Source organism: Vibrio sp. M260121, assembly GCF_036533715.1.
GTDB lineage: Bacteria > Pseudomonadota > Gammaproteobacteria > Enterobacterales > Vibrionaceae > Vibrio.
Window position 1 is genome coordinate 1 of record NZ_JATABF010000017.1, and the last position, 21770, is coordinate 21770.

General features: G+C 45.4%; 24 protein-coding genes, 1 tRNA gene and 1 rRNA gene. 23 read left to right on the forward strand and 3 right to left on the reverse strand.

From position 1 onward, the window contains the following. A 5S ribosomal RNA gene (gene rrf, locus QTO06_RS25540) occupies positions 1-75 on the forward strand; the annotation flags it as partial. A gap of 84 nt (positions 76-159) precedes the next feature. Then, a tRNA-Ser gene (locus QTO06_RS11265) sits at positions 160-250 on the forward strand. A 333-nt stretch (positions 251-583) separates the two neighbouring features. On the opposite strand, the gene QTO06_RS11270 is transcribed toward QTO06_RS11265, so the two are convergent. Together QTO06_RS11270 and QTO06_RS11275 are read right to left on the reverse strand one after the other, a co-directional pair. Further along, positions 584-940, reverse strand: coding sequence for a YibL family ribosome-associated protein (locus QTO06_RS11270; protein WP_005438317.1), 357 nt, complete (start codon positions 938-940; stop codon positions 584-586). A gap of 84 nt (positions 941-1024) precedes the next feature. Further along, positions 1025-2020, reverse strand: a complete 996-nt coding sequence (locus QTO06_RS11275; protein WP_331408101.1) for a 2-hydroxyacid dehydrogenase — start codon at positions 2018-2020, stop codon at positions 1025-1027. Positions 2021-2196: 176 nt separating this feature from the next. On the opposite strand from QTO06_RS11275, the gene QTO06_RS11280 reads away from it, so the two are divergent. Beyond that, complete coding sequence (locus tag QTO06_RS11280; protein WP_020196825.1) at positions 2197-2679, forward strand: L,D-transpeptidase family protein; 483 nt, start codon at positions 2197-2199, stop codon at positions 2677-2679. 26 nt (positions 2680-2705) lie between these two features. On the opposite strand, the gene QTO06_RS11285 is transcribed toward QTO06_RS11280, so the two are convergent. Beyond that, positions 2706-3416 (reverse strand): glycerophosphodiester phosphodiesterase family protein, encoded by a 711-nt coding sequence (locus QTO06_RS11285; protein WP_331408103.1) that lies wholly within the window; start codon positions 3414-3416, stop codon positions 2706-2708. A 272-nt stretch (positions 3417-3688) separates the two neighbouring features. Between QTO06_RS11285 and QTO06_RS11290 the strand changes: the two genes are divergently transcribed. The 20 genes from QTO06_RS11290 (at position 3689) to QTO06_RS11385 (ending at position 21648) form a co-directional block, all read left to right on the forward strand. Then, positions 3689-4642, forward strand: coding sequence for a lactate/malate family dehydrogenase (locus QTO06_RS11290; protein ID WP_331408105.1), 954 nt, complete (start codon positions 3689-3691; stop codon positions 4640-4642). Positions 4643-4804: 162 nt separating this feature from the next. Continuing rightward, positions 4805-5470 (forward strand): response regulator transcription factor, encoded by a 666-nt coding sequence (locus tag QTO06_RS11295; protein WP_331408107.1) that lies wholly within the window; start codon positions 4805-4807, stop codon positions 5468-5470. Beyond that, the gene (locus tag QTO06_RS11300; RefSeq protein WP_079401971.1) at positions 5470-6843 is read left to right on the forward strand and encodes a sensor histidine kinase; all 1374 of its coding nucleotides are present in this window, start codon (positions 5470-5472) and stop codon (positions 6841-6843) included. Before QTO06_RS11295 ends, QTO06_RS11300 begins: the two co-directional genes overlap by 1 nt. Positions 6844-7049: 206 nt before the next feature. Next, positions 7050-9140 (forward strand): TonB-dependent siderophore receptor, encoded by a 2091-nt coding sequence (locus tag QTO06_RS11305; protein WP_005432640.1) that lies wholly within the window; start codon positions 7050-7052, stop codon positions 9138-9140. A gap of 74 nt (positions 9141-9214) precedes the next feature. Beyond that, on the forward strand, positions 9215-9982 hold the full coding sequence (locus QTO06_RS11310; protein WP_043883510.1) for a DUF3450 domain-containing protein: 768 nt from the start codon (positions 9215-9217) through the stop codon (positions 9980-9982). Next, positions 9983-11350: a MotA/TolQ/ExbB proton channel family protein gene (locus QTO06_RS11315; RefSeq protein ID WP_331408113.1), complete on the forward strand. Its 1368-nt coding sequence runs from the start codon at positions 9983-9985 to the stop codon at positions 11348-11350. Further along, positions 11350-11904: a MotA/TolQ/ExbB proton channel family protein gene (locus QTO06_RS11320; RefSeq protein WP_077263464.1), complete on the forward strand. Its 555-nt coding sequence runs from the start codon at positions 11350-11352 to the stop codon at positions 11902-11904. Before QTO06_RS11315 ends, QTO06_RS11320 begins: the two co-directional genes overlap by 1 nt. Continuing rightward, positions 11901-12305 (forward strand): ExbD/TolR family protein, encoded by a 405-nt coding sequence (locus QTO06_RS11325; protein ID WP_005438299.1) that lies wholly within the window; start codon positions 11901-11903, stop codon positions 12303-12305. Before QTO06_RS11320 ends, QTO06_RS11325 begins: the two co-directional genes overlap by 4 nt. Further along, complete coding sequence (locus tag QTO06_RS11330) at positions 12305-12925, forward strand: energy transducer TonB (RefSeq protein WP_331408117.1); 621 nt, start codon at positions 12305-12307, stop codon at positions 12923-12925. Before QTO06_RS11325 ends, QTO06_RS11330 begins: the two co-directional genes overlap by 1 nt. Beyond that, positions 12922-14094, forward strand: coding sequence for a tetratricopeptide repeat protein (locus QTO06_RS11335; RefSeq protein ID WP_045396788.1), 1173 nt, complete (start codon positions 12922-12924; stop codon positions 14092-14094). The genes QTO06_RS11330 and QTO06_RS11335 overlap by 4 nt, the downstream gene beginning before the upstream one ends. A gap of 173 nt (positions 14095-14267) precedes the next feature. Next, positions 14268-15113 (forward strand): CPBP family intramembrane glutamic endopeptidase, encoded by an 846-nt coding sequence (locus QTO06_RS11340; protein ID WP_331408120.1) that lies wholly within the window; start codon positions 14268-14270, stop codon positions 15111-15113. A gap of 137 nt (positions 15114-15250) precedes the next feature. Continuing rightward, positions 15251-15880, forward strand: a complete 630-nt coding sequence (locus tag QTO06_RS11345) for a PepSY-associated TM helix domain-containing protein (RefSeq protein ID WP_331408122.1) — start codon at positions 15251-15253, stop codon at positions 15878-15880. A 22-nt stretch (positions 15881-15902) separates the two neighbouring features. Further along, on the forward strand, positions 15903-16442 hold the full coding sequence (locus tag QTO06_RS11350; protein ID WP_086370325.1) for a DUF2271 domain-containing protein: 540 nt from the start codon (positions 15903-15905) through the stop codon (positions 16440-16442). Between the two features lie 16 nt (positions 16443-16458). Continuing rightward, positions 16459-17289 (forward strand): DUF4198 domain-containing protein, encoded by an 831-nt coding sequence (locus QTO06_RS11355; protein ID WP_045375067.1) that lies wholly within the window; start codon positions 16459-16461, stop codon positions 17287-17289. A 44-nt stretch (positions 17290-17333) separates the two neighbouring features. Then, positions 17334-17654 carry a hypothetical protein gene (locus QTO06_RS11360; protein ID WP_005432620.1) on the forward strand — a complete coding sequence of 107 codons (321 nt, stop codon included), beginning with the start codon at positions 17334-17336 and terminating at the stop codon, positions 17652-17654. Beyond that, positions 17651-18205 (forward strand): DUF6162 family protein, encoded by a 555-nt coding sequence (locus QTO06_RS11365; protein ID WP_331408126.1) that lies wholly within the window; start codon positions 17651-17653, stop codon positions 18203-18205. The genes QTO06_RS11360 and QTO06_RS11365 overlap by 4 nt, the downstream gene beginning before the upstream one ends. A 23-nt stretch (positions 18206-18228) precedes the next feature. After that, entirely contained in the window at positions 18229-19155 is a 927-nt protein-coding gene (locus tag QTO06_RS11370; protein ID WP_331408128.1) for a metal ABC transporter solute-binding protein, Zn/Mn family, read from the forward strand. Beyond that, positions 19155-19889: a metal ABC transporter ATP-binding protein gene (locus tag QTO06_RS11375; protein WP_331408130.1), complete on the forward strand. Its 735-nt coding sequence runs from the start codon at positions 19155-19157 to the stop codon at positions 19887-19889. Before QTO06_RS11370 ends, QTO06_RS11375 begins: the two co-directional genes overlap by 1 nt. Then, complete coding sequence (locus QTO06_RS11380) at positions 19889-20764, forward strand: metal ABC transporter permease (protein ID WP_050909150.1); 876 nt, start codon at positions 19889-19891, stop codon at positions 20762-20764. The genes QTO06_RS11375 and QTO06_RS11380 overlap by 1 nt, the downstream gene beginning before the upstream one ends. A gap of 14 nt (positions 20765-20778) precedes the next feature. Next, positions 20779-21648 (forward strand): ABC transporter substrate-binding protein, encoded by an 870-nt coding sequence (locus QTO06_RS11385; RefSeq protein ID WP_331408134.1) that lies wholly within the window; start codon positions 20779-20781, stop codon positions 21646-21648. The last annotated feature ends 122 nt before the right edge of the window (positions 21649-21770 follow it).

Genomic DNA, 21770 nt, shown 5'->3' on the forward strand with positions numbered 1-21770 from the left:
GAACTCAGAAGTGAAACGAATTAGCGCCGATGGTAGTGTGGGGCTTCCCCATGTGAGAGTAGGACATCGCCAGGCTTTAATATCGCTTTTAGATAAATCTAAAGGCAAAACTGAAATTCAGCATTATTTAAGTAAGACTAAATTTTAGTAACAATTTGTGGAGAGATGGCTGAGTGGTTGAAAGCACCGGTCTTGAAAACCGGCATACGTTAATAGCGTATCTAGGGTTCAAATCCCTATCTCTCCGCCACTACACAGAAAGCCCGTTGAGAAATCAACGGGCTTTCGTCATTTCTGACGTTTGATAATGAGACGGGATTTGCATCAAACCCCTAGTCAGTCGAGCCCTCGGTCTCAGAACGATTAAGAAGTCTCGCTAGAAATAGCGGGGCTTTTGTCGTTTTTAGTATTTGGAAATTAGCTAAAGCTTTGCCATTACGAGAATTTGAAAACGAACAGGTTGCAGTGTCACTCAATATCTATAATGGTGATTTTTCTAAGCTTAACTTTATGAATTTTGGGCACAAAAAAGCCCAAGCTAAGCAGCTTGGGCTTTTTAATATCTGTTGTTTAAAAAGAGTGATTAGAACTCTTTCGGAGCAAAACCTGTCATTACATCTAGGCGCAATTCTTTACCCACTTTTGTTAATGGGTGAACGATAACTAGACCACGAACACGCTTCTTAAGCTTACCAATGTCTGCTTGCTCAGCTTTTGTGATTTCACGAGAAAATGGCATATCAAGCAGGCTCTTACGCTCTTTGTTCAGTTCGTATGTTTGCTTGTGCTTAAGTTGGTTAAGTTTCTTCGTTAGGTCGTCAACTTCATTCGTGAACTTAGTAATCATTTCATGATCACCACGAGAGCGCGCCGCATCCAATTTACGTTGGCAATTATCTAAACGGTTGTGCAGCTTTTGAATATCAGTTTTTATGCTCATGGTAATTGGGCTCAAATTTTTAATGGTCGAGGAGTATAGCATAGCTGAAATTCTACGCTCTACTATACTGCTCGATCTACCGATTTAGTTGATCAGCTCATTATCTGAAGGAGTGCTTGTAAAGAAGGCTTCTACGTTACTTAGAGTCACAGACGCGATGTTGTTGAGGGCTTCATGAGTCAAGAACGCTTGGTGTCCAGTGAATAGTACGTTGTGACATGCAGACAAGCGGCGGAACACGTCATCGACAATCACATCATTGGATTTGTCTTGGAAGAACAGGTCTTTTTCATTGTCGTATACATCTAAGCCCAAAGCTCCAATTTTGCCTTGTTTTAGCGCCTCAATCGCCGCAACTGAATCAAGCAGTTCGCCGCGGCTAGTGTTGATGATCATTACACCGTCTTTCATTTGCGAGAATGCGTTCTCATTCAACAGGTGGTAGTTTTCTTCACTCATTGGACAATGTAACGAGATGACATCTGCGTTCGCATAGATCTCTTCAAGAGAGCAGTAACGCGCGCCCATCTCCAACGCAAGAGGGTTTTCATATGGGTCGTAACATAAGACTTCCATCCCCAGCCCTTTAAAGATGCGCATGGTGGCGATACCTATCTTACCTGTCCCTACGACACCAACAGTCTTGCCATAAAAGTTAAAGCCGACTAGACCTTCTAGGTTGAAGTTAGCATCACGAGTACGTTGGTATGCTTTATGTAGGCGTCTGTTTAAACACATCATCATCCCGACGGTGTGCTCTGCGACCGCCTCTGGCGAATAAGCAGGGACGCGCACCACTTGCAGCCCGAACTCTTTTGCTGCTTTTAAATCTACCTTATCAAAGCCTGCACAACGCATGGCGATCAGCTTAGTGCCACCGAGAGAAAGCTGTTTAAGCACTGGAGCTGATAAATCGTCATTTACAAATGCGCACACCACTTCGCAGCCCTGTGCCATTCTGGCAGTCTTAGAGGTCAATCGAAAATCATGGAAATGGAATTCGAAGTCACGATGATTTTTGATTTTGTTAAAAGACGCTTCGTCATAGGATTTTGCACTGAAAAAAGCAATGTTGAGCATAATACCCTCTCTATTTGTGCTGAATTTGTAAAGTAATCTCCTTATAAATTAAGCCAATTTTAGTGTAATGAGTAGTTAAATTTGCACACATTAAGTTTGCTTTAGTGTGACCATCTGACTAGCATGGTTGCTCTTTTTTGTGTTCCCCTTAATTGGATGAGTTAGGCGTTCTGGCGATGTCAGTAAAATGGTTGTCTTTGATCTTGTGTTGTACGTTTGTGTCTGGTGCTCACGCAGCGGTCGACTTGGTAAAAGTTGATAAGTCGAAGCGTAGGATGTACCTGATGGAGAATGGCGAGGTCGTTAAAGAGTATCGCATCGCATTGGGTGCTAATCCAAAAGGGCACAAGCAAGAAGAGGGTGACAATAGAACGCCAGAAGGTGATTACACGTTAGATTACGTGATCAACGATTCTGCTTTTTATCGCTCTGTGCATATTAGTTACCCTGACGCGATTGACCGTTTGGAAGCGCATCGAAGAGGTGTGTCCCCTGGCGGCGAGATCAAAATTCATGGTCTTAAAAATGGTGAGACTCAATCACCTCAATTTATTCAAAGCTTCGATTGGACTAACGGTTGCATTGCCATTACCAACGAAGAAATGGACGAATTTATCAAGTTAGTCAAAATGGGAACTCCAATTACTATTGAATGGTAATGGATCTCCTAATATGGACATCTGAGCTACGACATAAAACGACTTGGATGGTCACTAAAGATGCCATCCAAGATTGGCAGATGTTTTAGTTTGTTGGGATTGTTCACTGTGTAACACATCACCTTATAGCCTGCTTGTTGTAGCTTATTGATTTGGCGCGAGTGAACCCAGTTAATATTGAGGTTACAGCTGTAGGCATCAACTTCTTCGAGCAACAATCGGTCTTTTCGAGTAAAGAATTCACTCAGCACACCTAGTCGATAACTTTCACAATGCTTGTGTAGTGCTCTAATGACGTCGTGACTAAAGCTTGATAAAAGGATGCGTTCTTTAGGTAAAGGACCGTCTAGAAGAGTTTGAGCCACCATTTGAGCAACGTCATTGGCAGAGTGATGATCTACTTTAACCTCGATGTTAAGGTTTAGGTCATTTTCTGCAGCAAGCTCTAGGAGTTCAGATAATGTCATGATGGATTCATTGGCGAATTCATCGCTGAACCAACGACCAAAATCTAGTGCTTTGAGCTCAGATAATGTCATTTGGTCAATTCGACCTTTACCGTTGCTACAACGGTTCACGGTATGATCATGGCAAACTACCAGTACATTGTCTTTGGTCGGTTGTACGTCGACTTCAACCCAATTTAGCCCTAAATCGATCGCAGCTTGAACGCTGACTTTTGTATTTTCGGGGAACTTACCTGCCACACCTCGGTGGCCAATCAATAGCGTTGTCATATACGTCTATTCTCAATAAGAAACTGCACAGAATTGTACTCTTTTTTCTTTCTGAGAATAGAGCGCAAATGTATGAGGTAATCTAAAACAGCGCCTATTGATGCATATGTAAAGACGAATTTTTCATCATTCAAACGTCATCAAGCAGAGAAATACTGGTTTGGGCCGGTGTTCTGAGTCAAATTACGCAATAGGGTTTTTGCGCTCTCATGCCCCCTATTTTTAAGGTGGACACAAAGTGAGAGCTTCGTTTTATTATCAGGGAGAGAAGAATGAAAATCGGTGTTATTGGTGCTGGAGCTGTCGGTGTCGGGGTATGTAATTACCTGCTGACTATGGGCAGCGTGAGTGAATTGGTTCTACTAGATCAAAACTTAGAACGTGCCGAAGGTGAGGTATTCGATTTTCGACATACCGCAGCACTAACCTTCTCAAAGAACACTCATATCATTCCTACTGACGATTACCTTGATCTTTTAGGAGCGGATATTGTCGTCATTACTGCTGGTGCGCAGATCAAGCAAGGCCAGACTCGTATCGATATTGCTGAAATCAATGCCAAAATTGGTGTTGAGATCGCTCGTAAAGTTGAGCGAGTTGCACCAAATGCTACGCTTATCGTTGTCTCTAACCCGTGCGACATAGTGGCCCACTTTATCGCTACCAATACTGGCTTTGAGAACAACAAAGTGATCAGCAGTGGTTGTGTGATTGATACTGCTCGCTTGATGAGTATTGTGGCAAATCGTGTCGATTTAGATCCTAAGAACATCTTTGGTTATGTTCTTGGAGAGCACGGCAGTAACTGTTTCACGCCTAAGAGTTTGATTTCCATCGCGGGCCAACCAGCAGATTTCTACTGTGATGCTAATAATATAGAGCGTATTGATGCCGACGAACTGCTTGAAGCGGTAAAACAGGCAGGATATGAGATTTTCCGTCGTAAGCAAAATACGGTTCATGGTATCGCAGCAAGTGTATTCCGCATCATTCAGGCTATCAAAATTAATGAGCGCTCAGTTCTCCCTGTCGGTACCATGATGTCGGGGCAATATGGCGTTGAAGGTGTCGTGATCAGTTTACCTACAATCGTTGGCAAAAAAGGAGCGGAGTCAGTGCTTACTCATCCATTTTCTGAAGAAGAATTGGAAACCTTGCATTCCATTGGTAGCAACTTGCGCGGTATCGTTGAAGATGTCGCTAAAGTGACAGGTCTAAAGTGCTGATTTAGCAGATATTATATATAACGAACAAAACTTGAATTAGCTCACTGAAAAGTGGGCTTTTTTTGTGCCGTTTTTCGAAATAAAAACCACAAAAACTATGGTTGTTTAATATGTAAATGAGTAATAGAATGCGAACCATTTTTATTTGAGTGGTAATTGAACATGTCTCGAGTTTTGATCGTAGATGACGACGTTCCGTTGTGTGAATTGTTAGAGGCAGTATTGCAAGAAGAGGGTTATACCGTTTCTTCTGTGCATTGCGGTGAAAGTGCGTTGCAGTATATGGAAAAAACACCAGTTGACTTGGTTCTTCTTGATGTGATGCTGCCAAACCTAAATGGTATGCAAGTTGCTCGTCGTATTTGTCAACGCTTTGCCACTCCGATTCTGATGCTCACCGCGCTAAATGATGAGAACTCAATGTTAGATGGTTATCAAGCGGGAGCTGACCAGTACATCGGTAAGCCATTTAACGTTGCAGAGCTGATGATGCGTATAAAAGCAATTCTTCGCCGCGTAGGGTTAGAGCGCCAGAGGCAAGCGATGTGTAATACGGTTCAAAGTATCAGCAGCCAGTTGAACAGCTTGCCTCTGACTGGCACGGAAGCGGAACTACTTTGCTACTTGGTGAAAAACCAAGGTGTTGTCATCTCTAAAGCTGAACTACAGACCCAAGTTTTGAAGAAAGAGCTCAGCCCTTTTGATCGCAATCTAGATATGCACATCAGCAATATTCGTCGAAAATTAGTGGAAGCTGGCTTGTCCAAACAGCATATAAAAACGTTTCGTGGGAAAGGCTACAGCTACCTTGAAGCGGTAACGAGTTAATGAAGTTCGTTTGCCCATCCTACATCGCTAAGCGCAGAGACAGTCTTGCGTTTCAGCTCTTTAGTTATATGACGGCTATTGTCATTAGCATTTTGGCTGTTCAAGCGGTTGCTGAACAAGCTTTGGTGAAAGCCATGCTTAAAGTGCCAGCAAGTGTAAAAGTTGAAATGCTAGAGCTCGCTCATCAGGCAAATATCCTCATTGAGGAAGGCGACATGGATGAACTGGCTGACTGGGCAAATGCACAACACTTCTATCTATTCGTGCTCGACGAAAACCAACATCCGTTGACGCACCGCATGATGCACCCTCACTTTGAGTTCAAATTAAAATTCAAAAGAAGCTTGGACGAGCAACTAGAAGGCCGAGTAAGTCGCCCAATATTTAGCATCCCTTTGGTTGGCAATAATAGCTTGATGATCCAATTGCCACACCAATTACACCCGGCACATGATTTCATTCTTTATTTTTCTATTCTAAAGGTTGTGATTGCTGGAGTGATATTGGCACTGTTCTCATTGCTGATGGCGCGTAATCTACAGCAGCCTTTGGACCGCTTGAGAGAGGCGAGCAAGAAGCTTTCTAATGGTGACTTCAATGTCAGTGTGGTAGACGAGTTGAAATCGAATACGCGAGAATTTAATGAACTCGCACGAGATTTTGACCACATGACTAAAGAGATCCATTCATTGGCGGAGAAGCAGCGCCGGTTAATTCGTGATGTTTCCCATGAATTGCGTACGCCTCTTGCTCGGCAAAATCTCGTACTGCATCTATTGCGAAAGCGTGTCGGTGACAGTGAACAGAGCTTAGTGAATCGAATGGAAGAAGAAGCCAATGAACTTAACCACTTGATTGGTGAGATTCTGGAATTCAGCCGATTAGAGAATGCTCGTTACGACACAGAGCTAAAGCGCAGTGATCTCGAGGTCTTGCTGGGCCCTCAAGTGGAACGATGCAAGATAGATTTAAAAGCTCGCCAAAGCCTTTCATTTGTTTCGGACGCGACAAGGGCTAAGGCTCAATGTGATGATACTCTAGTGGTGCGATGCTTAAACAATCTGATTGGTAATGCGATTAAGTATGCAGGGGACTCTGCTCAAATAGATGTTCGCTTATCGAATAAAGTTTCTGATACACAGAGTTACTTGGCGGTAACGATTTCTGACAACGGTCCGGGTATTCCACAAAATAAGTTGTCAGATATATTCGACCCATTCACTCGCTTAGATGCCTCTCGTGACAAGAAGTTAGGGGGCTATGGTCTAGGGCTAGCGATAGTCAAAGAGTCGATGAGAATGATGGGGGGCAAGGCTGTCGCATCAAATCGACCTGAAGGTGGACTTGCCGTTACTTTGCTGTTTCGGCAGTAAGCGAAATCACGCTCACGAGTAATAATGTGACTCGCATCTAGTTCATGAATCAAATTGAACACGGCCTCTTTACAAATCTTTACGAATGCAAAGAATGTAAATTTAATGCAAATGGTAATAGTTGTCATTTATATTCACTGCCGAAATAAATACAAGGGAATCACATCATAGAGTGTGCGACCCGAAAATAGTCGGAGTGAAAGGATATGTTTACTAAGAGCCAATTGGCATTAGTGATCGGTGCGGTGTTAGCAGCGCCTGCAGTGGCAGAAGTTCAAACAACAGATGAACACCTAGTAGTAGAAGGCCGTGAGTTTGGTTACAAAGCGGATACCAACAGCACAGCAATGCGTATGGAAATGACGCAGCTGGAAACTCCGGGGCAGGTTGCTGTGATCGATGAAGCAGTCATCGATGAGCAGCGTGCAAGTACACTAGGTGAGGTTCTACAAAATGACGCGAGTGTTAGTGCGGGCGGTACAAGCCGTAACCGTGAGCGCTTCTCACTACGTGGTTTTGAACTAAGCAGCTCAGATGGCTTCCTACGCGATGGTCGTCAGCACTGGTCTCACTACCGTCAACCAATTGAGCTTTTAGAGCGAGTTGAAGTTCTTAAAGGACCTTCAGGCCTACTTTACGGTAAGTCTGAGCCGGGTGGCCTTGTGAACATGGTTTCGAAGAAGCCAACAACAGAAACACAAGCAAGCTTGAGCCAAGATATTGGTTCAAATGATCACTCACGCACAGTATTAGATGTGAGTGGTGCCCTGAATGAAGAAGAAACGCTGCGTGCGCGTGCGATTCTTGCCAAAGAGAGCTACGGCTCATGGCGTGAATACGGTGATGGCACTGAGCCACAGACTGACCGCGTAGTAGGTGGTCTGGTTGTGGAATATGACATCACGGAAGATATTATGGTGTCGGCTCACTACGACCGTACTAAAGATGACGGTAGTGTTGATTCAGGTGCCTACATTGTGGACGGTAAACCAGTCCGTGGTGACAAGTACATCTGGGATGCACAATGGTCAAACATTGACAACGATGTAGAAAACTACGGCATCGATATCAATGCACAAGTGACAGATAGCGTAAATGTGAAAGCTGGCTATAACCGTCAAGACTTTAAGCGCTTTGATGTGGAATCTTACCCGAAATTCGATATGTACGAAGAAGACGGTACGATCAAGCACAAGGGTAACGAGCGTTCAGACCACTGGGTATTTGATACTGCTTACGTAGATGTGACGACAGATTTCTCTTTGTTTGGTACAGACAACACCTTCTTAGTCGGCGCAAACTACCTAGACTACAGTTACGACCGTTTTATGGCTTTCCATGACGGTGAGTATGTTCCTGCGGGTGAAACGGTCGCGAAGCCTCAGCCAACGAGCTCTAAAAAATGGCCGACTAGCGAATACGACACTTGGGGTATTTACGCGCAAAACATGATGACAATTAACGATTACTGGCAGGTACTTGCTGGTGTTCGTTATGATGAGAAACGCAGTGATGAACTGACAGAAAGTCAGGTTTCACCGAAGCTAGGTGTGATTTTCCACCCAGCAAGTAACGGCTCGATTTACGTTCAATACTCTGAGAGCTTTATGCCTCAAGGCACAGTAAATAGCACGGACTACACTAACGATGGTGAAGAGCTAGATGCAGAACGCGGTATCTCGTACGAAGTGGGTACCAAGTGGGAGCTATTTGATGAGCGTCTATACGTTACGGGTGCGCTATTCGATATCACCCTTGAAAACATCGCGCTAGATGTAGAAGACGGTGTTAATGCTGGCGGCGATGTGATGTACAAGAAGACACAAGATGGTGAACAAGTGCACCGTGGTGCAGAAATCCTAGCGCAGGGCTTTGTAACTGAGGAGCTTTCACTAACGGCTTCTGCAATGTACCTAGATGCTGAAATCACTGAAAGCGCAGATTACAAAGGCAACCGTCCGGCAGACGTTCCTGAGTTTTCAGCAAGTGTTTGGTCTAGCTACAAAGTTCAGAACAACACCAACGTGAACCTAGGTTTGATTTATGAAGGTGAGCGCTACGGTGACGCGGCGAACACATTTAAGAAAGATGGGTATGCACGTATTGATATGGGCGTGTCGTACACACACAAGTATGATGAGAACTTGGATATCGTAACTCGATTCAATGTTGAGAACCTGTTTGATACTGATTACCTAGCAGGTGGCGGTAGCACTAACAGTAAGCAAGATGGAGCGAGCGGCGTAGTGATTGGCGAAGGCCGAAACTACATGGCCACTATCCAGTTCAAGTACTGATAACAATCTGATTTTTAAAGGGGAAGAGTGGTCTTCCCCTTTAGTCGTTTTTGGAAAACAGAAATATAACTCGTATGAATCTAATGAAATCAAGTATCGCTCTGTTGATCTCATCGGTTTTGATTCCCGTTCAGGCGGAAAATCTTAACGATGCACAAGCAGTGCAGGGTAAAACCAACCAAGCGTCGGCAGTGAGCCAAAAGCGCATTGATGCAAGTGCAGAGAAATCTTTGTCTCTAGAAGCTGAAATTGAGCAGCTGCAAGAAGAAGTCAGCAACTTGAAGATTTATCGCGATCACCTGTCAAATCTTGTCGATAGCCAAAATGACGAAGTCGCAAGTTTGAACGAGCAGATTGAGCAGATTGCTCAGACTCGTCAAGGCGTAGTGCCTTTGATGTATCACATGCTTGATGGCCTTAAAACGATTGTGGCGAATGATAAACCTATCCGCAAAGCACAACGTGAAGAGCGCATTGAAAAACTTGATGCCATGATGACCCGAGCTGACGTTGCGGATGCTGAAAAATTCCGTCGAATTCTAGAAGCGTACCAAATTGAAATGGACTACGGCACTAAGATTGGCGTTTACCAAGGTAAGATCGCTTTGGACAGCAACGACCAAGTTGAAGCCGATATTCTCTACTTAGGCCGTGTGTCACTTATTGCGCGTAGCCTGTCTGGTGAGCATTTCTGGAGTTGGTCTCAGCAACAAAAAGCATGGCAAGCCGTTGGAACGGAACAGAAAGCAGAACTCGATAACGCATTTGCTATGGCGAACAAACAGATAGCACCGAGCATGCTTACTTTGCCTGTGTCTCTAAACGTTGCGGAGGGCAAATAAATGATGAAGAAATGGCTATCAGTCGCATTGATTTCTAGCGCTGCGTTTCTACCACACACTGCATTTGCAAGCGATACTTTGCTGCAGAAAGCACAGCAAGAAAACCACCAACAACAGTCACACAATGTGGCTCGTGAGTCTGGCTTTAAGCAAACCCAACAAGAGCTGCAAGCAATGAAAAACAAGCTTGTGGCAGAGCGAGCGGCACTGCAAGCAGAAGCTGACACCCTCGGTGTGACATTCAGTGAAAATGAAGCTGAACTGGCTCAGCTAGAAGAAAAACTACGCCTTGAAACTGGCAGCTTAGGTGAGTTGTTTGGCGTTGTACGTCAAAACGCAAAAGAGCTGGAAGCAGAACTTAAGCATTCTGTTACCGGTGTAGACGCAAACTCATACCAGCAAAATATCGATGATATCGTTGCCGCTAAATCACTACCAACGTTGCTGCAGCTTGAAGCGATGTGGCGCAGTATGGAAGAGCAAGTTAAAGCAAGCGGTGAGCTGGCGAACGTATCATTTTCATTGCTCGATGGTGAAGGTCGTGAGCAAACGGTTGATGGTGTTCGTCTTGGCTCAATGGCACTGTTGGACGACGCAGGTTACGTGAAGTGGAATGGTCAGCGCGGTGATGCGGTTAATTACCTGCGCCAACCAGAAAATGGTCCAACGGCAAGCAGCGTAAAGGCTGGTGAAATTGATGCTGTAGTGATTGACCCGTCTCGTGGCATTCTGCTTGAGCAACTAGCAAACTCACCAACAATGGCTGATCGCCTGAACGCAGGTGGTGTGGTTGGTAAGATCATTCTTGGCTTGTTAGCGATTGGTTTGATCATTGCGTTGGTTCGTGGTGTGTCACTAATGATTGCTCGTCAGAAAATCGCCAAACAGCTTAAGAACCCAGCTCAACCAGAAGATAACCCACTAGGTCGTATCTTAGCGGTTTACCAAAAAGACAAGCACCGCAGTGTAGAAGCGCTTGAGCTTCGTCTACTAGAAGCGGTCGTGGATGAGCAGACTCACCTTGAGAAGGGTCTATCAATGCTGAAACTGCTTGCGGCGCTGGCACCGATGCTAGGTCTGCTGGGCACAGTAACAGGCATGATCGAAACTTTCCAAGTAATCACTCAGTTTGGTAACGGTGACCCGAAAGTGATGGCTGGCGGTATCTCAATGGCACTTGTTACCACTGTACTTGGTCTCGTTGCGGCAATGCCATTGCTTCTTGCTCACAACGTATTGAGCTCTCAAGCAGAGAACATTCGCAATATCCTTGAAAAGCAAGGTATTGGCCTTGTGGCAGAGCAAGCTGAGCGTGATATGCCAAAAGGTCAAAAAGCACCGAATACTGTAGCGGAGAACGCAGCGTAATGGAGCAGATCCTACTCAACACATTGGGTTTGATCAGTGAGGATTGGGCCTCAACCTTGATGCGTTTTATGCAGCAAGGTGGCCAAATCCTATGGTGGTTGGCAGTCGTTGTTGCGGTGTGCTGGTTACTGGTTATGGAGCGTGTTCTTTACCTAACAACGGAATTTCCAAAGGTGAAGAAACAGCTTTGTGCGCAGTGGTCGGCAAGAGCTGATCATCACTCTTGGTACGCGCATCAAATCCGCGAAGGATGGATTGCCAAAGCGCACATTGAACTGCGTCAAAATCTATCAACGATTAAAGTTCTTGTGGCCATTTGTCCAATGCTAGGTCTATTAGGAACGGTAACAGGTATGATTACGGTTTTTGATGTGATGGCCACACAAGGTAGCAGCAATCCAAAATTGATGGCTTCAGGCATTTCACTTGCAACACTGCCAACTATGGCAGGTATGGTTGCGGCACTTGCAGGCATGTTTGTCCATGCGCGTTTGAGCAAAGTGTGTGAGCGTAAAGCCCTCCAGTTAGAACAATCTTTAAGGAGTCAGAAGTGAGACTCGGACGTAGAAATAATCAACAAGATGAAGCGCAAATCGATCTAACATCGATGCTGGATATCGTGTTCATCATGCTGATCTTCTTCATCGTGACCAGTTCATTTGTACGTGAGTCAGGTGTAGAAGTTAACCGACCACAAGCATCGAACGTGGTTAGCCAAAAAGACGCAGGCATTTTTATTGCGGTAACAGCAGCGAACGATGTGTACATCGATAAACGTTTGGTGGATATCGAACGTGTAGAAGCGACCATTGAGCACTTGTTACTTGAGCAACCAGAGGCATCACTTGTCATTCAAGCGGATGAACATGCATACAACGGAACGGTTGTGAAGGTGATGGATGCGGCGAAAGGTGCTGGTGTGAAGAACATCGCGTTGGCAGCGGAGAAACCTTAATGGGCAGGCTACTACTCGCGCTACCAGCGTCAATTTTGATTGCGGTGAGCTTGTTTAGCTTTATGGCGTGGATGGTCGATAAGGGCAATCAACGTGCACCTAAACCTTCGGAGGCGGTGCGCTTTGATATGGTGATGGTAGAGAATGATGCTGATGTTCAACGTCGTCAACGCTCTGTACCTGAGCAGCCTGAACCACCAAAATCGCCAGAGCCGATGGATCTGTCTCAAGCGGAAACCCAAGTAGAGCCAATGAGCCAAGTAACGCCAATCAGCGCATTGGGTTTGAATACTGCGCTGGATGGTATCGCGATCAGTGCGCCGAACTTAAAAGGCACCATGGGCAACCAACAGGCGATAATGCTTTACAGCCCAGAGCCTCGTTATCCAAGCAAAGCCCTAAAACGTAAAATGGAAGGTTATGTAGTGATGCGCTTTACCATTGATGCGACAGGCCGACCTAAAGACGTTGAAGTGATTGATGCTAAACCTAAGAGAGTGTTCGAGAAAGACGCTATTCGTGCATTGAAGAAGTCGAAGTACCAACCTAAAGTCGAAAACGGTGTCGCGGTGGAGCGCTTTGGGCAAACCAGAAGAGTGGAGTTCAAGTTACCCAAATGATGAAGCAATTCTTTATCGGAGCGGTGTTAAGCCTGAGTGCTTTTACCACTGTCGCGAATGAACTGAGTCAGTACACGGCGACTCGTGTTCAGCGTGCTCACAACCTGGCGCAAGAAGAAAAGCTGCAAGAAGCCATCTCCACGCTCGAAGGTCTCGACTTATCTCGTGAGTATGATCAAGCGTTTGTTGCTCGTATGCTGGGTATTTTCTACTGGCAAAATGAGCAAGTTAAGCCTGCCATCAAACAACTGGAGATCGCTGTGAATAGCGGTCTTTTGAAAGACGAGCAAGCTTGGCAAACACGTAAGATGTTGGCGGATATGTTGCTCAACGAGCAGCAATTTTCTAAAGCTCTGCCTCATTACTACGACTTGAGTAAAGCAGTACCTAAAACGCAAAAAGCACACGATATTTGGTTACGTATCGCACAGTCTCATTACCAGTTAAGTCAATGGAACAAAGTGCTTTCTGCTATGGCTCGATACGAGAAATTGGGCCAGCCAGATGAGATGGCTCCGTTGTCAATCAAATTGTCTGCAGAGCTTGAACTGAAAAAGTGGGGGCCTGCAACTGGCACGATCAAACGCTTGATTGCGATTGAGCCTGAGCGTGTGGAATGGTGGCGTCAGCTTGTTGCTCTGTATTTACGTGTTGATGATGACAAGCGTGCGCTGGATTCTCTCGCTCTTGCTAAATTACAAGGCGTCGCGTTGAACCAAGATGACTTAAGACTTCTTGCTCAGCTTTATGGCAAGCGCGGCATCCCAGAGCGAGCTGCGAAAGTGTTGGGCGAGCTCGATGACATTAACTCAGATAGCAAACTGAAAGCTCAACAAGCGACTTTTTGGCAGATGGCTAAGGAGTGGGATAAGTCGATAGCAAGTTGGCGAGTGGCTGCAAAGTTGGATCGTCAATACTACTGGAATTTGTCTCAACTGCTTGTTCAAGAAGGTCAATACAAAGACGCGCTGGTTGTTTTGGATAAGGTTTCTGGGCGTAAAGCCGATGTGGCATTAGTTAAGACTCGCGCTTACTACAAGCTGAAACGCCTAGAAGATGCACTAGCGAATGCCAAACGTGCAAACGAGATTGAACCATCAACTCAAGCCGAGAGCTGGGTGAAATACTTGTCTCAACTACGCAAAGCAAAAACGAGCCAGAATAGCTAAGCTCAATTGCAAACAGGCCATGTGTTAATGCTCGAAAGACCCGGGGTAACTCTCGGGTCTTTTTGTTTGTAAATATTGAGTCTGGTTCGATCTCTTTTTAAATATCATAACGTTATATTACCTTCATCCAGCGTTAAGACTGGAACGTCAGTTTTTCTTATAAGGACAATACTATGATTCTCGATTCTGCTATCTGGCTATGGTTACCACTTATTCTCGCGATAGGTGCGATATTTTTGCGGCAAAGGGCGGTTGCTCTGGCTTTACTTGGACTCACGTTGCTGAGTGCACTGTTTATCGGTCGGATAGAGTTGATCGCATTCACAAGTACTTTGGTGGTTTTGGGTGTTGCGTATCGATTGCCCATGTTGGCGTCGAACCAAAAAATGAAGCTCGTTTATTATTTGGGCTGGAGCGTTGTGATCATTTGGTGTGTGATGCTCTTTGTGCACCTCATTCCGGGCTTCAATAATCTGCAAGTTCTCAACAAAGTGACGGCAGGCCCACTGAGCGTACCTTTCTCGATGTATCTGAATTTAGATAAGCCACTGGCTCTTTTTGCTCTCTTTCTCGCTTATCCTTTTTTGCTGGGGAGTGAGGCTAAAGGCAGAGTAAAACCTGCATTGCTGGTGATGATTCCGTTACTTTCGCTGCTGCCTATTGCCGCTATGCTTGGTGCATTAAAGCCGGAGCTGAGTTTGCCACCTTGGTGGTGGTTATTTGCTTTGAATAACTTAGTGCTGACTTGTGTGGCAGAAGAAGCACTATTTCGTGGATTTATACAGCAGTCGCTGTCCCGCCGCTTTGATTGGCGAGTAGGCTTGGTAGTAGCGAGTCTTTTGTTTGGCTTGGCTCATTTTGCTGGTGGCCCACTATTAATGGTATTTGCCGCTCTTGCAGGGGTTGGGTACGGTTTGGTCTTCCATTTTACTGGCCGTTTATGGTGCGCTGCGCTTGCTCACTTCGTGTTTAATTTCTGTCACTTGGTTTTCTTTACTTATCCCATTCTCGCTCGATAACGCCCCCTCTTATTTGCTCCTGTCAGTATCGACGGGAGCAATGCTTTTTGACCAAACGTAAACAATGTAAATTAAATGCCAATACGAATGATTATCACCTAAATTACTCCCTCATTTACTGGTGATGATTGTTTTCTATGTTGCTCAAAAGCAAAGGCGTCCAGACTTGGGCACGCCGTCTGCACATTTATATTTCTATGGCTCTTTTATTGGTGACGCTGTTTTTTGCGTTAACTGGTATTACGTTGAACCGCCCAGAATTGTTTGAGCGCAGTGAACCCATCATTCAGCAACACACACTCACAGTTCCTTCCGAGCAACTATTTGCGAATGAAGGAAGCTTCCAACCCAATCGTTCTGCCCTGTTGAGTTTCTTAACACAAGAAACAGACCTACGAGGCACACCATCAGCACTCGATGTGTATACCGAGATTGAGGACGGTGAGCTGCTCATTGGTGAGCTTTCTTTGGATTTCAAAGGCCCAGGTTACAACGCGACGGTATTCGTTGATATGACGACCGGTGAAGCTGAGGTTGAAACCACCAATTACGGCATTGTCGCACTATTAAACGACCTACATAAAGGTCGCAATAGCGGAGATGTTTGGAAGTGGTTTATTGATATCACTGCCTTGCTGATGGTCTTTTTTGTTTTGACTGGTGTGTGTCTGCTACTTCCAAAGAAAAAGACTTTTAGAACCTCAATGCAGTGGATGTCTTTTGGCACTGTGTTGTCACTTATTATTTATTTTGCTGCTGTGCCATAGCGGCCTATTCAGAGAAAACCCGATGTTAAAAAAAGGCCGATCTTTTTGTCACCACTCCTTTTGCAAAATGGCTTTGATTGCAGCTTTAGCTCCTTTGCCTCTATTGGCTGCGCCTTTACCTGACAGCGCAAAAGTCGATTTTGAGTTTGAGTTACCCAAAATTGATACCTCAATGTATGCACGCCCTTATGTGGCACTTTGGATTGAGGATGAGAAACGCAAACCAGTGAAAACCATCCAGCTTTGGGTCGGTAAAGATGAATGGCTGAAAGATCTTCGTAGCTGGTGGCGCAAAGTAGGTCGTTACGATCGTGAACTGGTTGATGCGGTGACATCAGCAACTCGCCCGGCAGGTCAATATCGCTTTGTTTGGGATGGTACCAACGACGATGGTCAGCGCCTTGAGCAAGGTGATTACACGCTCCATGTGGAAGTGGTGCGTGAGCATGGTGGTCGCAACTACCTGCGTCAAAAAATTCAGTTAGCGGACAAAGAAGCACGCTACCAAATCAAACCAACGGAAGAGACGGGCGTAATCACCGTCAATTACCAAGTTAAGTGATAGAGAAGGAATAATAATGAAAACCAAAATGAAAGCGGTGGCACTAGCAAGCGTAATGGCGATGGGTTTAGCCGCGGCGACAACGGCACAAGCGCACCCTCGTTGGGTTCTTCCTTCTCATTTCACGGTATCAAAAGAAGGCGGTGATTGGCTGTCGTTCGATGTAACCGCATCTCACGGGACGTTTGTTTTTGATAAACCAGCAGGCAGTGAGCAAGCGTTTGTGATTATGCCCGATGGCCGTTCTGAGCGTCCTAACTTTGTTGTGCGTGGCAAACGCCGCTCGATGTTTGACTTCTATTTCGAAGAGGAAGGCACACACAAGGTCGCGATCAACAATCAACCTAGCTATTACACCCAGTATAAAGCAGGCCGTCGTGACACGGTTAAATGGGCAAAAGCGAGTAAAGCTGACCGTGCGAGCGTTATTCCGGAAAAAGCACGCGATGTGGTGACTCAGCTAAGCTACACCCGCGCAGAAAGCTACGTAACAGTGGGCATGCCAACAGAAAAAGCACTTGAGATTGAAGGTAAGTTGCTTGAGATGAAGCCGCTTACGCACCCATCAGACATCATTGAAGGTGAAGAAGTGATCTTCCAATTTTTCTTCAATGGGGAACCTCAACAAGGTGTGACTGCAGAGATTACTCGTGAAGGTACGCTTTACCGCAACCATCAAGAGCAAATCGACGTAGTGAGTGATAAAGACGGCAAAATTACATTCACGCCAGAAGTGGCGGGCCGTTACCTGATGAAAGCCAACTACAAAGGTGAGCTGAAAAATGACCCACTAGCAGACAAAGCCAGTGCGAATGTTCATCTGACTTTTGAAACGCAACTTAACTAATCAAAGCTTGGCTCAGTGACACACTGAGCCATTTTGGATACACCATGAAAAACCTTTCAATTCTTAAAGTTTCAGCTATTTTTGCTGGTTTTATTTCCTTTCAAGCAGCAGCGCATTTTCCATTGATGAGTTGCCATCTAGAGCAAGAAAAAGTGATCTGCGAAGCGGGCTACTCTGATGGTTCAACTGCAGTGGATTACGATGTTGAGATGTACGATTACGATGACAACTTGATTGCCAAAGTAACCACAGACAAGCGTTCGATTGCTGAATTTACTCATCCTCAAACGGACTTCTACCTTGTCTTCGATGCTGGTCATGAAAACCCAGTAGAAGTGGATGTGGTTGAGTTAAAAGAGAAATGATTACGCAGAAAGTTCGCCCAGATAATGGCAGCCGTGAAGGCAAATGGGTTGCTCTGACCATTGCTGGCATTCTCGCTATATCAACGCTTTTGCTGCCTTATCATCAAACCGAATCAGAGCACACTGAAGCACTCGCACATCAAGTATTGATTACCGATCTTGAACAAGAAGAACTTGCCATGATTGCTGAGCTCAAACTTGCTCATGAGGAAATCCGTGATCTTCATATTGATGAAGGTCAATGGCCAGAAATCAGTGAGCTGGAAGAGTTTTGGGTTGCTCCATTTGTTAAAGACCAAAGCTGGCAGCGTAAAGGCTCTCATCATTGGCAACGCTTAGATGCAGGGATTTATCTCGGTGTAAGGCAAGATGAAAAAGGCGCGGCTTCCATGCTTCTCGATAGTCGGAATGAACACGCTGACATTTGGTTTATTCAATCCACAGCAAAGGCGTCTGATTTATCTCTTGCGGAAATAAGCGAACGCCAGAAGCAAGGTTGGCAACAAATAGTTCTTGTCCCTGCTACGTCTTCAAATGCTCACTCCCATTAAGCTCAATTTTAACGATAAAAACTATGATGAAACGATCTTTTCTACGTCGAATTATAACGGCTAGTGCATTGCTGGCAGTAGCTTCATCGAGCTTTGCAGCAGATAAGCTCAATATTGGTATTACGCTTCAACCATACTACAGCTATGTCAAAGCGGTGGTCGGAGATAAAGCGGAGATCATTCCTTTGGTCGATGCGGGCTTTAATCCTCATAATTACTTGCCGCAACCGAATGATCTTAAGCGTTTGAACCAAATGGATGTGATTGTCGTGAATGGGATTGGCCATGACGATTTTGCACTAAAAGTGATCCAAGCGGCTCAACGTGATGACCTAGTGGTGATAGAAGCAAACAAAGAAGTACCGCTGTTACCAGCAATGGGGCAATCAGTCGGCAAAGGCGCGGTGAATCCACATACATTTGTTGGCCTATCGACTACGATTCAAAAGGTTTACACCATTGCGAGTGAACTGAGCAGACTTGACCCAGAAAATGCCGCTTTTTACCGTAAAAATGCGCGAAAGTACGCAAAAGCGTTTCGCCTTCTAAAGCGTGATGCCATGTTGTCACTTGGGCAGTTAGATACGGCAGGCATGAAGGTTGCGACCACGCACAATGCTTACGGTTATATCTTGCAAGAGTTTGGTGTCGATGTTGCAGCGGTGATTGAACCAGCACACGGTGTTGAGCCAAGTGCTAGCCAACTTCAAGAAACCATCGAGAAGATTCGTCAATCCGGTATTGACGTGCTGTTTTACGAACTCAATATGCCTAACCGCTTTGTCGATACGATTGAAGAAGCGACAGGTGTACAGCTTTACCGTTTTTCTCATATGACCCATGGCGAGTACGAAGCCAATAAGGTTGAAGTTGAAATGCGTGAAAACGTCGCAACGCTTATTGAAGCAATGAAGTTCGTCGCAAGCAAACACGCGCAGGAGAAAGCGTGATGCCAGGTCCTTCTATTTCTCTTAACGGGGTAGGCCTGAAATATGGTGACAACCTCATTCTGCAAGGTATTCAAACCCAGTTCGAGGCGGGACAATGCCACGTCATTATGGGCCCTAACGGTGGTGGTAAGACGTCCCTGTTGCGTTCAGTCTTGGGCCTAACGCCTTTTACGGGTGATATCTCGGTTCATTGGCCAGATCCAAAGCTGACGCAACAAGCAGGTAAAATTGGTTATGTACCTCAAAAGGCCATGTTTGAAGCCAGTCTGCCACTGACAGTGATGGACTTTGTATTGCTGAATCAAACACGCGTTCCGCTGTTTTGGCGACGTAAGTCTAAGCAAACTCAACAAGCACTGGCTCAGTTAGAGCGTATGGGGATGGCTGCGCGTTGTGACCGTCGTATGGGACAATTATCAGGTGGTGAGCAACAACGTGTGTTGTTTGCTCAAGCCCTTTTAGACGATCCAAGTTTGTTGGTGCTTGATGAGCCAACGACTGGCATGGATGAGCAAGGGGTTCGTTACTTAGAAGGTCTGATTCATGAAGTGGTTGCTGAAGGTAAAACCGTGCTCGCAGTGCATCATGATGTGACGGCTGTACGTCGTTTGGATGCTCAGGTCCATGTCGTGAATCGTCAAATCGTGGCGTCAGGGCACCACTCAGAAGTATTGAGTCCAGAACGTATCGAGTCGCTGTTTAAGCACTACACAGCAAAAGTGGAGGCGGCGTAATGGATTGGTTAAGAGAGCTTGCTCTGCATGGTGTGGAAGCGGGTTGGTTAAGCGACAGTTTTGCTTATGCGTTTATGGTTAATGCGATTGTCGCTGCGTTAATTCTGGGGCCTTTGTTGGGCGGCTTGGGCACGTTGGTGATTGCTAAGCGTTTGGCGTTCTTTTCTGAAGCCGTCGGTCACGCAGCTCTGACTGGTATTGCGATTGGTGTCCTGCTGGGCGAGCCACCAGAAAATCCATTTATTGGACTGTTTAGTTTCTGCATGATCTTCGCTTTATTGCTGCATTTCGTGCGAAATCGAACCAATGTTCCATACGATACACTCGTCGGGGTATTCCTTGCGCTGGCTTTGGCAGTTGGTGCTGCCTTGCTGATGTATGTGGCACGAAAAATCAATATCCACATGTTAGAGAACGTTCTGTTTGGCTCAATCCTCACGGTGACAGACAGAGATATTACGATTTTGGCAGTGAGTTGCTTGATCATTTTATTACTGCTGATCCCGACATTTAACCGCATTTTGTTGACTTGCATCAGCCCAGATATTGCTCGTGTTCGAGGCTTTAATACCAGCTTCTATGATTACCTGTTCGTTATGATGATCACGCTTGTCACCATTGCGGCAGTGAAGATCATTGGTGCCGTGTTAGTAGGCGCGTTGCTACTTATCCCAGGGGCTACAGCACGTCTACTCACTAAGCGAATGGGTAGCTTTGTGTTGCTGTCATCCTTACTCGCGACCATCGCGTGCTTGGTGGGGACGGTTTTACCGATGGAGTTGGAACTTCCGGTGCCATCTGGCGCTTCGATCATTATCGTTTCTGCCATTTTCTTCTTAATCGCAACGATGTACCGCATCGTACGTAAAGCTTAGTCAGGTATCTAAATATGAACACGAAAAAGCTAATCATCGGGTTGGGCTTAATAGCAACGAGCGCATATACGCCACTTACTGTTGCCAAAGACATTCTCACCAGTACTCCTGTCACTTACATGCTGTCAGAGCAGTTGATGCAAGGCACAGGGATTGAAACCAGCTACTTGCCACCTAAGCGATATGGCATCGAGCGTTTAGTTAACTGGTTTGGTAGTAAAGGTCAGCAGCAAGTGATTAAAGCGGGTCAGGATGCAACGGTGGCGATCACGTTGGGGGCTATTTGGCATCAAGATCCTACCTTTGTTTACGCTCGTCAGGGTAACGTACGTTTGATTGAAATTGATGCTTCTCAGGCTATTTCGCCAAGGGCGCAAGGGGTTGCAGCGTTGAAACTAGAAAACGGTGAAACGTCTAAATTTGCGTGGATGAACCCGACGAACTTGATTCGGATGGCTGCCATCGTTGGTGAGGATCTGCAAAAAGTGTATCCTCAGTATCAAACTCAGATAGAGAAGAACCAACAAGCTCTAATGCTAGATGTGCGTGAACTGATCAATCAGCAACAAGACGTTATTTTCGAAAAAGAGATCGATTCGGTGGTATTGTTGGGTGAATCGTTAGAAGATTTCGCATCAGGTAATCAATTGTTTGTTGTTGACCGCCAATTTAAACCTGAATTGGAATGGTCAGAGGCAGAGAAACTATCTTTAAAAGCTCAATTTGAGGAAGATGAAACTCTGTGGCTGATCACTGATAAACGCCCGTCAAAAACGTTAACTTCATTAGTTTCACAGGATCGCATACTGCAAATTGATGTTATTGACCGATGGGGCAGTAAAGGTATCAAAACTGAGAAGCCACTCGCACGCTGGCAGTTGTAACACGCAAAACACCACACAAATTATGAAGGGAACTGAAAAGTTCCCTTTTTTTATGGGATCAAGATCAAAAATCAACCACAAATAACACTAGTTGCATAAGAAAGTGTTTGTTTCATTTATAT

What these genes read in the sequence shown, in the direction of transcription:
- QTO06_RS11290 (WP_331408105.1), top strand. Translation starts at nt 3,689, where the DNA reads ATGAAAATCGGTGTTATTGGTGCTGGAGCTGTCGGTGTCGGGGTATGT.
- QTO06_RS11280 (WP_020196825.1), top strand. Translation starts at nt 2,197, where the DNA reads ATGTCAGTAAAATGGTTGTCTTTGATCTTGTGTTGTACGTTTGTGTCT.
- QTO06_RS11285 (WP_331408103.1), bottom strand. Translation starts at nt 3,416, where the DNA reads ATGACAACGCTATTGATTGGCCACCGAGGTGTGGCAGGTAAGTTCCCC.
- QTO06_RS11345 (WP_331408122.1), top strand. Translation starts at nt 15,251, where the DNA reads ATGTTGCTCAAAAGCAAAGGCGTCCAGACTTGGGCACGCCGTCTGCAC.
- QTO06_RS11385 (WP_331408134.1), top strand. Translation starts at nt 20,779, where the DNA reads ATGAACACGAAAAAGCTAATCATCGGGTTGGGCTTAATAGCAACGAGC.
- QTO06_RS11300 (WP_079401971.1), top strand. Translation starts at nt 5,470, where the DNA reads ATGAAGTTCGTTTGCCCATCCTACATCGCTAAGCGCAGAGACAGTCTT.
- QTO06_RS11320 (WP_077263464.1), top strand. Translation starts at nt 11,350, where the DNA reads ATGGAGCAGATCCTACTCAACACATTGGGTTTGATCAGTGAGGATTGG.
- QTO06_RS11330 (WP_331408117.1), top strand. Translation starts at nt 12,305, where the DNA reads ATGGGCAGGCTACTACTCGCGCTACCAGCGTCAATTTTGATTGCGGTG.
- QTO06_RS11340 (WP_331408120.1), top strand. Translation starts at nt 14,268, where the DNA reads ATGATTCTCGATTCTGCTATCTGGCTATGGTTACCACTTATTCTCGCG.
- QTO06_RS11275 (WP_331408101.1), bottom strand. Translation starts at nt 2,020, where the DNA reads ATGCTCAACATTGCTTTTTTCAGTGCAAAATCCTATGACGAAGCGTCT.
- QTO06_RS11375 (WP_331408130.1), top strand. Translation starts at nt 19,155, where the DNA reads ATGCCAGGTCCTTCTATTTCTCTTAACGGGGTAGGCCTGAAATATGGT.
- QTO06_RS11335 (WP_045396788.1), top strand. Translation starts at nt 12,922, where the DNA reads ATGATGAAGCAATTCTTTATCGGAGCGGTGTTAAGCCTGAGTGCTTTT.
- QTO06_RS11365 (WP_331408126.1), top strand. Translation starts at nt 17,651, where the DNA reads ATGATTACGCAGAAAGTTCGCCCAGATAATGGCAGCCGTGAAGGCAAA.
- QTO06_RS11310 (WP_043883510.1), top strand. Translation starts at nt 9,215, where the DNA reads ATGAATCTAATGAAATCAAGTATCGCTCTGTTGATCTCATCGGTTTTG.
- QTO06_RS11270 (WP_005438317.1), bottom strand. Translation starts at nt 940, where the DNA reads ATGAGCATAAAAACTGATATTCAAAAGCTGCACAACCGTTTAGATAAT.
- QTO06_RS11380 (WP_050909150.1), top strand. Translation starts at nt 19,889, where the DNA reads ATGGATTGGTTAAGAGAGCTTGCTCTGCATGGTGTGGAAGCGGGTTGG.
- QTO06_RS11350 (WP_086370325.1), top strand. Translation starts at nt 15,903, where the DNA reads ATGTTAAAAAAAGGCCGATCTTTTTGTCACCACTCCTTTTGCAAAATG.
- QTO06_RS11355 (WP_045375067.1), top strand. Translation starts at nt 16,459, where the DNA reads ATGAAAACCAAAATGAAAGCGGTGGCACTAGCAAGCGTAATGGCGATG.
- QTO06_RS11305 (WP_005432640.1), top strand. Translation starts at nt 7,050, where the DNA reads ATGTTTACTAAGAGCCAATTGGCATTAGTGATCGGTGCGGTGTTAGCA.
- QTO06_RS11360 (WP_005432620.1), top strand. Translation starts at nt 17,334, where the DNA reads ATGAAAAACCTTTCAATTCTTAAAGTTTCAGCTATTTTTGCTGGTTTT.
- QTO06_RS11370 (WP_331408128.1), top strand. Translation starts at nt 18,229, where the DNA reads ATGATGAAACGATCTTTTCTACGTCGAATTATAACGGCTAGTGCATTG.
- QTO06_RS11315 (WP_331408113.1), top strand. Translation starts at nt 9,983, where the DNA reads ATGATGAAGAAATGGCTATCAGTCGCATTGATTTCTAGCGCTGCGTTT.
- QTO06_RS11295 (WP_331408107.1), top strand. Translation starts at nt 4,805, where the DNA reads ATGTCTCGAGTTTTGATCGTAGATGACGACGTTCCGTTGTGTGAATTG.